At 64.7% G+C, this 13,655-nt stretch carries 13 protein-coding genes; all 13 read left to right on the top strand.

Annotation, left to right across the window (positions count from 1 at the left end; genetic code table 11):
- The first annotated feature begins 18 nt into the window (after nucleotides 1-18).
- Nucleotides 19-714, top strand: a complete 696-nt coding sequence (gene flgH, locus ACI766_RS20410) for a flagellar basal body L-ring protein FlgH (RefSeq protein WP_003082166.1) — start codon at nucleotides 19-21, stop codon at nucleotides 712-714.
- An 11-nt stretch (nucleotides 715-725) separates the two neighbouring features.
- Nucleotides 726-1,835, top strand: coding sequence for a flagellar basal body P-ring protein FlgI (locus tag ACI766_RS20405; RefSeq protein ID WP_003082169.1), 1,110 nt, complete (start codon nucleotides 726-728; stop codon nucleotides 1,833-1,835).
- A gap of 10 nt (nucleotides 1,836-1,845) precedes the next feature.
- The gene (gene flgJ, locus ACI766_RS20400; protein WP_003082172.1) at nucleotides 1,846-3,048 is read left to right on the top strand and encodes a flagellar assembly peptidoglycan hydrolase FlgJ; all 1,203 of its coding nucleotides are present in this window, start codon (nucleotides 1,846-1,848) and stop codon (nucleotides 3,046-3,048) included.
- A gap of 18 nt (nucleotides 3,049-3,066) precedes the next feature.
- Nucleotides 3,067-5,115, top strand: a complete 2,049-nt coding sequence (flgK, locus tag ACI766_RS20395) for a flagellar hook-associated protein FlgK (protein WP_003158204.1) — start codon at nucleotides 3,067-3,069, stop codon at nucleotides 5,113-5,115.
- 38 nt (nucleotides 5,116-5,153) lie between these two features.
- On the top strand, nucleotides 5,154-6,455 hold the full coding sequence (gene flgL / locus ACI766_RS20390) for a flagellar hook-associated protein FlgL (RefSeq protein WP_003086414.1): 1,302 nt from the start codon (nucleotides 5,154-5,156) through the stop codon (nucleotides 6,453-6,455).
- Nucleotides 6,456-6,743: 288 nt separating this feature from the next.
- On the top strand, nucleotides 6,744-7,880 hold the full coding sequence (locus ACI766_RS20385) for a DegT/DnrJ/EryC1/StrS family aminotransferase (RefSeq protein ID WP_003123166.1): 1,137 nt from the start codon (nucleotides 6,744-6,746) through the stop codon (nucleotides 7,878-7,880).
- Between the two features lie 54 nt (nucleotides 7,881-7,934).
- Nucleotides 7,935-8,159 (top strand): acyl carrier protein, encoded by a 225-nt coding sequence (locus ACI766_RS20380; protein ID WP_003086419.1) that lies wholly within the window; start codon nucleotides 7,935-7,937, stop codon nucleotides 8,157-8,159.
- Between the two features lie 2 nt (nucleotides 8,160-8,161).
- Nucleotides 8,162-9,202 (top strand): ketoacyl-ACP synthase III, encoded by a 1,041-nt coding sequence (locus ACI766_RS20375; RefSeq protein WP_003086420.1) that lies wholly within the window; start codon nucleotides 8,162-8,164, stop codon nucleotides 9,200-9,202.
- 25 nt (nucleotides 9,203-9,227) lie between these two features.
- Nucleotides 9,228-9,995: an SDR family NAD(P)-dependent oxidoreductase gene (locus ACI766_RS20370; RefSeq protein WP_003120610.1), complete on the top strand. Its 768-nt coding sequence runs from the start codon at nucleotides 9,228-9,230 to the stop codon at nucleotides 9,993-9,995.
- A gap of 10 nt (nucleotides 9,996-10,005) precedes the next feature.
- Nucleotides 10,006-10,638, top strand: a complete 633-nt coding sequence (locus tag ACI766_RS20365) for an acetyltransferase (RefSeq protein WP_003158205.1) — start codon at nucleotides 10,006-10,008, stop codon at nucleotides 10,636-10,638.
- A gap of 17 nt (nucleotides 10,639-10,655) precedes the next feature.
- Nucleotides 10,656-11,786, top strand: coding sequence for an aromatic ring-hydroxylating oxygenase subunit alpha (locus ACI766_RS20360; RefSeq protein ID WP_003158206.1), 1,131 nt, complete (start codon nucleotides 10,656-10,658; stop codon nucleotides 11,784-11,786).
- On the top strand, nucleotides 11,783-12,403 hold the full coding sequence (locus ACI766_RS20355) for an acetyltransferase (protein ID WP_003158207.1): 621 nt from the start codon (nucleotides 11,783-11,785) through the stop codon (nucleotides 12,401-12,403). The genes ACI766_RS20360 and ACI766_RS20355 overlap by 4 nt, the downstream gene beginning before the upstream one ends.
- Nucleotides 12,404-12,479: 76 nt before the next feature.
- Nucleotides 12,480-13,553, top strand: a complete 1,074-nt coding sequence (locus ACI766_RS20350; protein ID WP_014603180.1) for an FkbM family methyltransferase — start codon at nucleotides 12,480-12,482, stop codon at nucleotides 13,551-13,553.
- Nucleotides 13,554-13,655: the final 102 nt, after the last annotated feature.

Below are 13,655 nucleotides of genomic sequence, written 5' to 3'. Positions count from 1 at the left end.
GCCGCGAGGTAGCTTGATATGAACCGGCTGATGATCGTCTCCCTGCTTGGCATCGCCACCGCCCTGGGCGGTTGCGTCAATCCACCGCCGAAGCCGAACGATCCGTACTACGCGCCGGTGCTGCCGCGCACCCCGCTGCCCGCCGCGCAGAACAACGGCGCGATCTACCAGGCCGGCTTCGAGCAGAACCTCTACGACGACCGCAAGGCCTTCCGCGTGGGCGACATCATCACCATCACCCTCAACGAGAAGACCCAGGCGAGCAAGAAAGCCAACTCCGATATCCAGAAGGACAGCAAGACCAAGATGGGGCTGACCTCGCTGTTCGGCAGCGGCATGACCACCAACAACCCGATCGGCGGCGGCGACCTCAGCCTCAGCGCCGAATACGGCGGCTCGCGCGACGCCAAGGGCGATAGCCAGGCGGGGCAGAGCAACAGCCTGACCGGCTCGATCACCGTGACCGTGGCCGAGGTGCTGCCCAACGGCATCCTCTCCGTGCGCGGCGAGAAGTGGATGACCCTGAACACCGGCAACGAGCTGGTGCGCATCGCCGGCCTGGTCCGCGCCGACGATATCGCCACCGACAACACCGTGTCCTCGACCCGCGTGGCCGACGCCCGGATCACCTACTCCGGCACCGGCGCCTTCGCCGATGCCAGTCAGCCGGGCTGGCTGGACCGCTTCTTCCTCAGCCCGCTGTGGCCGTTCTGAGGACGCTCGCGATGACCAAGTTCAAGCACCTGCTGGCCCTCGCCGCGCTGCTCCTGGCCGCCGGCGCGGCCCAGGCCGAGCGGTTGAAGGATATCGCCAGCATCCAGGGCGTGCGGACCAACCAGTTGATCGGCTATGGCCTGGTGGTCGGCCTGAGCGGCAGCGGCGACCAGACCACGCAGACGCCGTTCACCCTGCAGACCTTCAACAACATGCTGGCGCAGTTCGGCATCAAGGTGCCGGCCAACGTCGGCAACGTGCAGTTGAAGAACGTCGCCGCGGTATCGGTGCATGCCGACCTGCCGCCGTTCGCCAAGCCGGGCCAGCCGATCGACGTCACCGTGTCGTCCATCGGCAACGCCAAGAGCCTGCGCGGCGGCAGCCTGCTGATGACTCCGCTGAAAGGTATCGACGGCCAGGTCTACGCGGTCGCCCAGGGCAACCTGGTGGTCGGCGGCTTCGACGCCGAAGGCCGCGACGGCTCGAAGATCACCGTCAACGTACCGTCCGCCGGACGTATCCCGGCCGGCGCCACCGTCGAACGCGCGGTGCCGAGCGGCTTCGACCAGGGCAACAGCCTGACGCTGAACCTCAACCGCCCGGACTTCACCACTGCCAAGCGCATCGTCGACCGCATCAACGAACTGCTCGGTCCGGGCGTCGCCCATGCGGTGGACGGCGGCTCGGTGCGGGTCAGCGCGCCGCTCGACCCGAACCAGCGGGTCGACTACCTGTCGATCCTGGAGAACCTCGACGTGCAGCCGGGCGAGGCGGTGGCCAAGGTCATCATCAATTCGCGCACCGGCACCATCGTCATCGGCCAGAACGTCAAGGTATCGCCGGCCGCCGTCACCCACGGCAGCCTGACCGTGAGCATCACCGAGGACCCGATCGTCAGCCAGCCCGGTGCCTTCTCCAACGGCCAGACTGCGGTGGTGCCACGCTCGCGGGTGAACGCCGAGGAGGAGACCAAGCCGATGTTCAAGTTCGGTCCCGGCACCACCCTGGACGACATCGTCCGCGCGGTGAACCAGGTCGGCGCCGCGCCGAGCGACCTGATGGCGATCCTCGAAGCCCTGAAGCAGGCCGGCGCGTTGCAGGCCGACTTGATCGTGATCTGAGGACGACGCCATGGATTCCCGTTTGCTCAGCGGTATCGGCGCAGGCCCCGACAGCGGCTCCTATACCGATCTCAACCGCCTCAACCAGCTCAAGGTCGGCAAGGACCGCGACGGCGAGGCGAACATCCGCAAGGTCGCCCAGGAATTCGAATCGCTGTTCCTCAACGAGATGCTCAAATCCATGCGTTCGGCCAACGAAGCGCTGGGCGACGGCAATTTCATGAACAGCCAGACCACCAAGCAGTACCAGGACATGTACGACCAGCAACTGTCGGTGAGCCTGTCGAAGAATGCCGGCGGCATCGGCCTGGCCGACGTGCTGGTGCGCCAGTTGTCGAAGATGAAGCAAGGCTCCAGGGGCAACGGCGAAAACCCGTTCGCCCGGGTCGCCGAGAACGGCGCCGGTCGCTGGCCGAGCAACCCCAGCGCGCAGGCCGGCAAGGCCCTGCCGATGCCGGAAGCCGGCCGCGACGACTCGAAGCTGCTCAACCAGAGGCGCCTGGCGCTGCCGGGCAAGCTGACCGAGCGCATGCTCGCCGGCATCGTTCCCTCCGCCTCGCCGGCCGCCAGCCAGATGCAGAGCCTGGGCCAGGACAGCTACCTGCCGGCGCAGAGCTACCCGGCGGCGAGCCGCCGCGGTTTCTCCACCGATGGCGTCGACAGCCAGGGCAGCCGGCGCATCGCCCAGCCGCCGCTGGCCAGGGGCAAGTCGATGTTCGCCTCGGCCGACGAGTTCATCGCCACCATGCTGCCGATGGCCCAGAAGGCCGCCGAGCGGATCGGCGTCGATGCCCGCTACCTGGTGGCCCAGGCCGCGCTGGAGACCGGCTGGGGCAAATCGATCATCCGCCAGCAGGATGGCGGCAGCAGCCACAACCTGTTCGGCATCAAGACCGGCAGCCGCTGGGATGGTGCCTCGGCGCGCGCTCTCACCACCGAATACGAAGGCGGCAAGGCGGTCAAGGAAGTCGCGGCGTTCCGCTCCTACTCGTCGTTCGAGCAGAGCTTCCACGACTACGTCAGCTTCCTCCAGGGCAACGACCGCTACCAGAACGCCCTGGACAGCGCCGCCAACCCCGAGCGCTTCATGCAGGAACTGCAGCGCGCCGGCTACGCCACCGATCCGCAGTACGCCCGCAAGGTGGCGCAGATCGCCAGACAGATGCAGACCTACCAGGCCGTCGCCGCCGCCGGCACGCCGCCTCTGGGTTGAGCAAGGAGGAACTGACCCATGTCCGACCTACTCTCGATAGGCCTGTCCGGCCTCGGCACCAGCCAGACCTGGCTGACCATCACCGGGCACAACATCACCAACGTCAAGACGCCGGGCTACAGTCGCCAGGATGCCATCCAGCAGACCCAGGTCCCGCAGTTCAGCGGTGCCGGCTACATGGGCTCGGGCAGCCAGATCGTCGACGTGCGCCGCCTGGCCAGCGACTTCCTCACCGGCCAGTTGCGCAACGCCACCAGCCAGAACAGCGAGTTGAGCGCATTCCGTAGCCAGATCGAGCAGCTCGACGGCCTGTTGTCCAACACCACCACCGGCGTCAGCCCGGCCATGCAGCGCTTCTTCGCCGCACTGCAGGCCGCCGCCAACAATCCCTCCTCGACCGAAGCGCGCGAGGCAGTGCTTGCCCAGGCCGAGGGGCTGGGCAAGACCTTCAATACCCTCTACGACCAGTTGGACAAGCAGAACAGCCTGATCAACCAGCAACTGGGCGCGCTGGCTTCGCAGGTCAACCATCTGTCGCAGAGCGTGGCCAGCTACAACGATGCCATCGCCAAGGCCAAGTCGGCGGGCGCGGTGCCCAACGACCTGATGGATGCGCGCGACGAAGCCGTGCGCAAGCTGTCCGAGATGATCGGGGTGACCGCGGTCACCCAGGACGACAACAGCGTCAGCCTGTTCATCGGTAGCGGCCAGCCGCTGGTGGTGGGCAATACCGTGTCGACCCTGAGCGTGGTGCCCGGGCTGGATGACCCTACCCGCTACCAGGTGCAACTGAGCAACGGCAACTCCATACAGAACGTCACCGGCCTGGTGTCCGGCGGCGAGATGGGTGGCTTGCTGGCCTACCGCAACAGCGCCCTGGACAGCAGCTACAACAAGCTCGGGCAGTTGGCGATCACCCTCGCCGATACCATCAACAAGCAGCTGGGGCAGGGCCTCGACCTAGCCGGCAAGGCCGGCGCCAACCTGTTCGGCGACATCAACGATCCGGACATCACCGCGCTGCGGGTCCTGGCGAAGAATGGCAACACCGGTAATGTCCACGCCAACCTGAACATCACCGATACCAGCAAGCTGAATTCCAGCGATTTCCGCCTGGACTTCGACGGCACCAGTTTTACCGCGCGGCGCCTGGGCGACGACGCAAGCATGCAGGTCACGGTCAGCGGTACCGGTCCCTACACCCTCTCGTTCAAGGATGCCAACGGCGTCGACCAGGGCTTCAACCTGACCCTCGACCAGCTCCCGGCTGCCGGCGACCGCTTCACCCTGCAGCCGACCCGGCGTGGCGCGGCGGATATCGAGGCGACGCTGAAGAATGCCTCGCAACTGGCGTTCGCCGGTACCGCGCGTACCGAGTCGACCACCGAAAACCGCGGCACCGGCAAGATCGGCGCGCCGACCCTCACCAGCGGTCCGTCGCCGGTGGATCCGACTGTGCTACAGGGCGCGTTCGGGCCCAACGGGATCAGCCTGGGCGCGACGCTCAGCGCCGACGGCAAGACCTATACCCTGTCCTCGCCGTTGCCGGCCGGCTGGAGCTACGTCGACAAGGACGGTAACGCCCTGACCGGCAGCCCGACGCTGACCAGCGGCAATACCAATACCGTGCGCATGGCGTTCACCGACCCGAGCGGGCAGAAATACAGCTACGAATTCGAGCTCAGCGGCGTACCGCAGAACTCCGACAGCTTCAAGCTGGGCTTCAACGACAAGGGTATTTCCGACAACCGCAACGCTCTCAACCTGCTGGCCTTGCAGACCAAGCCGACCGTCGGCGGCACCGACAACACCGGTTCCACCTATAACGAGGCCTATGGTGGCCTGGTCGAGCGGGTCGGCACCCTGACCGCCCAGGTGCGTGCCAGTAGCGAGGCCAGCGCCACGGTGCTGAAGCAGGCCCAGGACAGCCGCGATTCGTTGTCCGGGGTGAGCCTCGACGAAGAGGCGGCCAACCTGATCCAGTTCCAGCAGTACTACGGTGCCTCGGCCCAGGTGATTCAAGTTGCCCGCACTCTGTTCGATACCCTGATTGGAGCGTTCCGTTGAGTTCTCTCGACGGGGCCTAAGCCAGCGAGACCGCCACCATGCGCATTTCCACCATCCAGGCCTTCAACAACTCGGTCAACGGGATTTCCCGCAACTACGCGGACCTGAACCGTACCTTCGAGCAGATCAGCACCGGCAAGCGCATCCTGACACCGGCGGACGACCCGGTCGGTTCGGTACGCCTGTTGCGCCTGGACCAGGAGCAGGGGTTGAACGAGCAGTACAAGACCGGCATGACCGAGGCGAAGAACAGCCTGAGCCAGGAAGAAACCATCCTCCGTTCGGTTGGCAACGTCCTCCAGCGCATCCGTGAGATCGCCGGCCAGGCCGGCGACGGCGCACTGGACTCCAACGACAAGAAGTCGCTGGCCAGCGAGTTGCGCCAGCGCGAGGACGAGTTGCTGAACCTGCTCAACAGCCGCGACGCGAGTGGCAAATACCTGTTTTCCGGGTCCCAGGGCTCGGTGCAGCCGTTCGTGCGCAACGAGGACGGCACCTACAGCTACATGGGCGACGAGAGCCAGCGCGAGGTGCAGATCGCCAGCAGCACGCGGATTCCGGTCAGCGACAGCGGCAAGGTACTGTTCGAGGACATCGTCAATGCCGCTCGTCTCGATACCAAGGCGGCGGCTGGCAATACCGGCGACGGTCGCATCTCGGTCGGCCTGGTCGAGGACGAGCTGGCCTTCGACAGCCAGTTCCCGGCGAGCAATCCGCCTGCGGCAACCGACGGCTTCAACATCCACTTCGTCAGCGACAAGGAGTATGTGGTCTACGATCCGAAGAGCCTGCCTCCGGGCTATGACTGGACCACCTACGATCCGAATTCGCCGCCGGCCTGGCAATTGTCCAAGGGCGCCATCGACGACGACCCGAAGACCATCGACAAGGTGCTCTACGCCGGCGTCAGCGTGACGATCGACGGCACGCCGAAGGCGGGCGACGAGTTCAACGTCAACTACAAGCCGGGCAGCGAGAAGCGCAGCCTGCTGAACGTGGTGTCGGACCTGCGCAAGGCCCTGGAAAGCTCCACCGACAACCAGGCCGGCAACGACGCCATCCGCGATGCGACGGCGGTGGCCCTGACCAACCTCTCCGCCGTGGCTGCCGCCGTGGATGGCGGCCAGGGCAAGATCGGCGCGCGCCTGAATACCGTGGAAAGCACCGAGACCTTCATCGACGATGTGAAGCTGGTGAATGCGTCGGTGATGTCGCAGATCCAGGACCTGGACTACGCCGAGGCGTTGTCGCGGCTGTCGTTGCAGTCCACCATCATGGATGCCGCGCAGCAGAGCTACGTGAAGATCCAGGGGTTGAGCCTGTTCAACTACCTGAAGTGACAGTCCCTCTGTGAAACAGGGCCCATGACTCCGTCATGGGCCTTTTCGTTCGCAGGGACTGGACCTGTGTCGCTGGAGGGTATGTTCCGCAAGGTCTACGGAAACACGGGAGAATTTGTCAGAAGTTTGACTGCCGATTCGCGCCGCAGCGCCTGTGGAACAGCCAGGGGCCGCGCGACCAGGGGCTTTGACCTGCATCAGGCTCTTTGGGTACGGGCCTTGCATAGAGTGGCGTGCTCGGGTTTTTCGCCCTTTACTCGCCTGAGTATCCATTCATCAGGGCCCTACATGAACAACAAGACGATCCCGGTCACCAGCCCGCTGCTGCCGCCCCTGGAAGAGTTCATCCCCTACCTGGAAAAGATCTGGGAGAGCCGCTTCCTGACCAACGGGGGCGACATGCACCATGCGTTGGAAGAGGCCCTGTGCGAATACCTGGGGGTGAAGCACATCGTGCTCTTCGCCAACGCCACCCTGGCGCTCATCACCGCGCTGCAGGCATTGCGGGTGACCGGCGAGGTGATCACCACGCCGTACTCCTTCGTCGCCACCAGCCACGCGCTGCTGTGGAACGGGCTCAAGCCGATCTTCGTGGACATCGATCAGGACTCCATGAATCTCGACCCGTCGCGGATCGAGGCGGCGATCACCCCGCAGACCACCGCGATCCTGCCGGTGCATTGCTACGGCAACCCCTGCGATGTCGAGGCGATCCAGCGGATCGCCGATATCCACCACCTGAAGGTCATCTACGATGCCGCGCATGCCTTCGCCGTGCGCGACGCCGGCGGCAGCGTGCTGCGCCACGGCGACCTGAGCATCCTCAGCTTCCATGCCACCAAGGTGTTCAACACCTTCGAGGGCGGTGCGATCATCTGCTCGGACGAAAACACCCGGCAACGCCTCAACCACCTTAAGAATTTCGGCTTCGTCGACGAGGTCACGGTGGTCATGCCCGGCATCAACGGCAAGCTCAACGAGGTCGGCGCTGCCTTCGGGCTGCTGCAACTCAAGCACGTCGACCAGGCCCTGGAGCAGCGCAGGGAGATCGCCGAGCGCTATCGGCGCCTGCTGGCCGGCGTCCCTGGCATCCAGTGCCTCCGGCCTGGTACCCAGACCTTCGCCAACAACGCCTATTTCCCGATCCTGGTGGAAGTCGATTTTCCGCTTTCGCGTGACGAGCTGTACCAGCGCCTGCGCGACAGGGATGTGCTGGTGCGGCGCTACTTCTACCCACTCATCAGCGACTTCCCCATGTACCATTCGCTGCCCTCGGCGGCGCCCGCCAATCTTCCGGTGGCGCGGTCGATTTCCTCGCGGGTGCTGTGCCTGCCGATCTATCCCGGGCTGGCCGCCGCAGACGTCGAGTTCGTCGCCGGCCTGATCGCTTCCGCCGCCATGCCGCGGCGGCGAGCATCAAGTTGAGCCCGTCGCGACCGATAACAGAATGAACAACCGCCTCACTCAGGTAGACAATAAATGAGCCAAGCAAAATTCATCGAAGACTTCCTTTCCGCCACCGATTTCCAGAATCCCGTCGAGGTCAGCATGGACACCCAGCTCGAAGACCTGCCGGAATGGGACTCGCTGGCCGCGCTCGGGGTCATCGTCATGTTCGACATGGAATACGGCAAGACCATCACCGGCGAAGACCTGATCAAGGCTCGCACGGTGGGCGACCTCTACCAGATGCTCGGACTCTGACCATGGCCACCTCCACGCTGAAGAACGTCCGTTTCGCCGGGATGGCGACCTGCGTCCCCAAGCGCGTTATCTCCAACCTGACCGACTGCAAGCCGCAGTTGCGCGCCGAGCGCGAACGCCTGGTGCGCAACATCGGCATCGAGACGCGGCGCATGGCGCAGGAGTGGCAGTGCTTCTCCGACCTGGCCTTCGACGCCGCCGAGCGCCTGCTGGAAAGCCTGGAGTGGAAGCGCGAGGAGGTCGATGCGCTGATCGTCGTGACCCAGTCTCCCGACTACCTGGCGCCGGCTACCGCGATCATCCTCCAGGACCGCCTGGGGCTGCCGCATTCCACCGTGGCCTTCGACGTCAACCTGGGTTGCTCGGCCTATCCGTTCGCCCTCAACCTGCTGGGTTCGCTGATTGCCGCCGGCGGGGTGAAGAAGGGCCTTGTGCTGGTCGGCGACCGCGGCGCCAGTGTCAACGATCCGATCTTCTCCGACGCGGGCACCGCGACGGCGCTGGAGTTCTGCGAAGGCGCGCCGCCGATGCACTTCGACCTGAACAGCGACGGCAGCGGCTACAAGGCCATCATCCTGCCGGTGGGCGGCCATCGCGAACCGGTCGGCGTGCAGCACCTGATGCCGTTCCGCGAGGACGAGAACGACCATTGGCACCGTGCCATCGACCTGCAGCTCGACGGCACCGCCGTACTCAGCTTCTCCACCCAGCGCGTACCGCCGGCGGTGGAAAAGCTGCTCGACTATGCCGGTGCGAGCAAGGACGAAGTGGACTACTTCGTTTTCCACCAGGCCAACCGGATGATCAACGAGACCATCCGCAAGAAGCTCGGCCTGCCGGTAGAGAAGGTGCCTTCGACCCTGCGCGACTTCGGCAACACCAGCGGCGCCTCGCTGCCGGTGACCATGACCGCGCGGATCAACCGGGAACTCGAGGCCGGCCGCAATCGCGTGTTGCTCTGCGGCTTCGGTATCGGCCTGTCCTGGGGTACCTGCCTGGTGGATATCGAAGGGGCGAAGTTCCCCGATCTGATCGAATCCTGAGTGCCTTGAACGCGGAATCAGCCAAGTGAACGACGAGACTTCCTTCAATCCCTTCAGCCTGTCGGGCAGGCGCATCCTGGTCACCGGCGCCAGTTCCGGCCTGGGCCTGGCCATCGCGCAGAGCTGCGCGCGGATGGGCGCCGAATTGATCGTCAGCGGTCGCGACCCACAGCGCCTGGGCGCCAGCCTGGAAGCGTTGCAGGCGATTTCCGATTTGTCGCACCAGGCGATCCAGGTCGATCTCACGGTCGCCGAGCAGCGTGCCGCCTTGGTCGCGGCGCTCGATGGCGAAATCCATGGGGTAGTGCATAGCGCGGGGATCTCCCGTCTATGTCCGGTCCGTATGATGAGCGAAGCGCACCTGCGCGAGGTTCAGTCGATCAATGTCGACTCGCCGATGCTGCTTACCCAGGCGCTGCTGAAGCGCAACCTGATCGCGGCCGGCGGCTCGATCCTGTTCATCGCTTCCATCGCCGCCCACATCGGGGTTGCCGGAGTGGGCGCATACTCGGGAACCAAGGCCGCTCTGATCGCCATGTCCCGCTGCCTGGCCATGGAAGTGGTGAAACGGCGGATCCGGGTCAATTGCCTGTCGCCGGCGCTGGTGGAAACACCGCTGCTGGAAGCTACGGCCCAGGTCGTGGGTTCCATGGACACCGAGCGCAACAATTATCCGCTGGGCTTCGGCAAGCCCGAGGATATCGCCAACGCCGCTATCTTCATGCTTTCCGATGCCAGCCGCTGGGTGACCGGCACGACCCTGGTGATGGACGGCGGCCTGACCATCAGTTGAGGACGATGCAATGAAGAGGATCATCATCCTCGGCGCCGGTGGGTTGGGGCGTCAGGTGTTGGCCCAGCTGCAGGTCGACTACGGTCACGGCATCGACTGGGTGATCGGCGGGTTTCTCGACGAGCGCGGCCCCGAAGCGGTCGCGGAGTCGCTCTACTATCCGTGGCTCGGGTATCCGGAGAGCTTCGTCGCCGAGCCTGACCAACTGTTCGTCGCCGCGGTCGGCGATCCGCTCAGTCGCCAGAAGCAGGTCGCATGCCTGCTGGCGAAGGGCGCCGAGTTCGTCGCTATCCGCACCCGCTGCACCCTTGGCGTGCGGACCAGCTACGGCCCGACCTTCTTCGGCTACGACGTGAGCAGCGGCGTGGACTGCCGTATCGGCGCCTACGGTTTCATCGACCAGCAAACCATGCTCGGCCACGACGTGGTCATCGGCGACTATGTACACATCGGCCCGCGCTGCCTGCTGGCTGGCTACGTGAAGGTGGGCGATCGCGCGGTGATCAACTCCGGGGCGATGATCGCCCGCGACGTCAGTATCGGCGAAGACGCCGTGGTGGGCATGGGCGCGGTGGTGTTCAAGGACGTGGCGGCCGGACAGACCGTGGTCGGCAATCCGGCCCGGGTTATTTTCAGCAAGTGAAGGTTGTGGATGTGGACATGACTCGCCATGCGCTGGACGCAGCGCACTACACCGAGCCGCAGACGCTCGCGCTGGAGCGCGAAAGGCTGTTCGGCAGGCTCTGGATCTTCGTCGGCTTCAGTTCGATGGTGCGCGAGCGCAACCAGTTCTTCACCCGCAAGATCGCCGGCGTGCCGGTCGTGGTGCAGCGTACCGAGTCCGGCATTCGGGCCTTTCTCAACCAGTGTCCGCATCGTCTGTCGGCGATCCAGACCGAATGCACCGGCCAGCGACCGCTGGTCTGCCCGTACCATGCCTGGTCGTTCGGTGCCGAGGGGCAGCTACAGGGCATTCCGAACTCCAGCCTGTACCAGTTCAGCGCCGAGGAGCGGGCGCGGATCGGCTTGCGCAAGCTGCACCTGGAAGAGGTGGGGCAACTGCTGTTCGTCAACCTGGCGGACGACCCGTTGCCGCTGCGCGAGCAGTTCGATGATGGATTCCTGGAAACCTTGCGGGAGGTCTCCTCGCACCTGGATACGCGGCTGATCTACAGCTGCCACAAGGTGCGCTACAACTGGAAGCTGAACATGGAGAACGTGAAAGACTACAACCACGTTCCTTTCGTCCATCCGAAGACCTTCCTCCCGGTGATGACCGCTCCGGTGCGCGGTTTGGCACGCGAGGCTGCGGTGCCGTCCGAGGTGCTGCGCCTGCTGCAGGAAGGCGAAACGCCGGAGCTGCGTTCGCTGAGCTTCCCCACCAAGGCGCCGATCCAGCCCTACAAGAGCTGGTTCTCCGACCTCTGCGAGGGCTACGGCGACGAGCACGCCTACTACAACTGGTTCATCTACCCGAACGTGAACTTCTGCAGCGTCCGTGGCGAGCACTTCCTGCTCCAGCAGTACGATCCGGTGGCACCCGGCGAGACCGACTACCACCTGTGGATGATGACTGCCCGGCGCAAGGATCCGAAGACCGATTTCAGCGCTTTGCTGAGCACCCTGATTCGCGGCGAGCGTAACGTGATCGGCGAGGACACCCTGGTCCTGGAACGCCTCCAGGAGGGACTGGGTGCACATTCGCCGCCGTTCATGCACGGCGACTACGAGGTGCAGTTGGTGCGCCAGCACCTGTGGTATCGCGCGCAGGTACTGGGGGAGAGGGCATGAAGCAAGCGATCATCGTCGGGGAAGGGCGCGCGCTCGAACGGGCGGACAGTACCGCGCGGGAACGGGGACTGGAACACCGGGTCCTGGAGCTGAATGCTGCGGATCGACACAACTTCGATATTGCGCCTCTGCTCGAACGCTACCCCGCTGCGGAAAGCGAAGTATTCGTGGCGCTGGACGAGCGGGCGGTGAACTACGCCCGCCACAAGCTCATCGCGGACATCCGCCTGGCGGGCTACCGGCTATTCGATATCGTCTCGCCTCAGGCCATCGTCGGCGAAGGCGTGCGACTGCTGGGCAACGTGTTCGTCGGCGCCGGTTGCGTGCTCGCCGGTCGTGCCCGCATCGGCACTGGCAGTTGGCTGGAGCTGCAGGTCCTGGTGGAGGAGGACTGCCGGGTCGGAACCTGTAGCACGCTGCTCGCTGGCGTGCAGTTGGGACGGCGAGTGGAGATCGGCCAGGGCAGCACGCTGGGTGCGGGCAGCGTCGCGCTCGCCGACACCCGGGTGGGGCGACACTGCGAATGGTTGTTGCCGGGCAGGCTTCCCCGGGAGCTGCCCAATTACTCCTTTTACGATGAACTCATGCCCGATGGGGCGCGCATCCTGAACAATTGAGGGGTGGTCGATGGTGGATGGTGGCAGCATTGCACAAGCGGATTTTCTAGCGCGTTGCGAACAGAGTGGATATCTCATGTTGCTGGTGCCTAGCTCCTATCTCGGGCGTATCTATCGACCCCATATCGCGTCCGGCCTGGCCAGGCGCCTGCCTGATGTGCGCCTGGTCGCCGTCGATGATGTGCTCTTCAGGGAAGGCACTACTGTCGATGGCTTCGACGAAGTGATCCCCACTGCTCACCTGAGCGATCCCCGTCATGCCGGGAGGCCGGCGGTGAACTGCGCCTATTCGCTGTCTGCATGGCTGACGCTGGACCGTCTCTCAAGCGCCGCGAAATGCGCCACCCTCGACTTACCTGAACTCCTCTATCTGCTGGATATTCCGCTGGTCTACCAGACCGGTGCGCTGACTCGCGAGCTGGCCGTGAAATATCATGCCGAGTTCGTCTCGCTGCGCGAGCGTCTGGCCGACGAGCCAAGCCGCAAGACCCTGGATGCCATCATGCGCTTGCGCCTGGATGGAAACCGTTCCGCTCTGCTGGATGTCGTGTGTCCGGGAGAGCAGGAATACTTTTCCCTATACCGCGGCGCCGGACATCCGATCGACCTGCGAACCGACGAGCACTACGTGGATATCGGCGCCTTCGACGGTGATACGGTGAAGAAATTCATGCTGGCAGCCCGTCATCGATACGCCTCGATCCACGCCTTCGAGCCCGACCCAGCGAACTACCAGCGCATGCACGCGGCCCTAAACGGACATGCCAGGCTGAAGCTGCACAACCTGGCCGTGTCCGACGATGAGGGCTATCTTGCGTTCGCTGCGCACGGCACCATGGGCAGTCGGGTCCAGGCGGATGGTGCGGTTCAAGTGCGTTGTGTGCGCCTGGACGACGTCCTGGACCGTATGAGCCTGCTCAAAATGGATGTGGAGGGCCACGAAGCGCGGGTCCTCCGCGGCGCAGCGCGCCTGATCGGCGAATGCCGGCCGCGCATGGCCATTACCTGTTATCACCACGTGGCGGACCTGCTGGAGATTGTCGCTGCGATCGATGAGATCGCCCCGGGGGCTCGGTTGCGGCTACGGCACTATTCGATGTTTTTCTACGACACCATTCTGTATGTCGACTGGCCGGAGTATTCCGCATGAAAGGCCGTCTCCCTATCGACACCTATGGCTTCCGTTCCATGGCCCGGAGGGTAAGACATGACCTTCCAGCGGATGAATGTCGTCGTGGACGTCGAATGCTCG

It is taken from the genome of Pseudomonas sp. DL (genome assembly GCF_047199225.1).
GTDB lineage: Bacteria > Pseudomonadota > Gammaproteobacteria > Pseudomonadales > Pseudomonadaceae > Pseudomonas > Pseudomonas aeruginosa.
The sequence above is the reverse complement of the archived record's forward strand: the minus strand, read 5'-3'. Positions and strand labels throughout refer to the sequence as shown.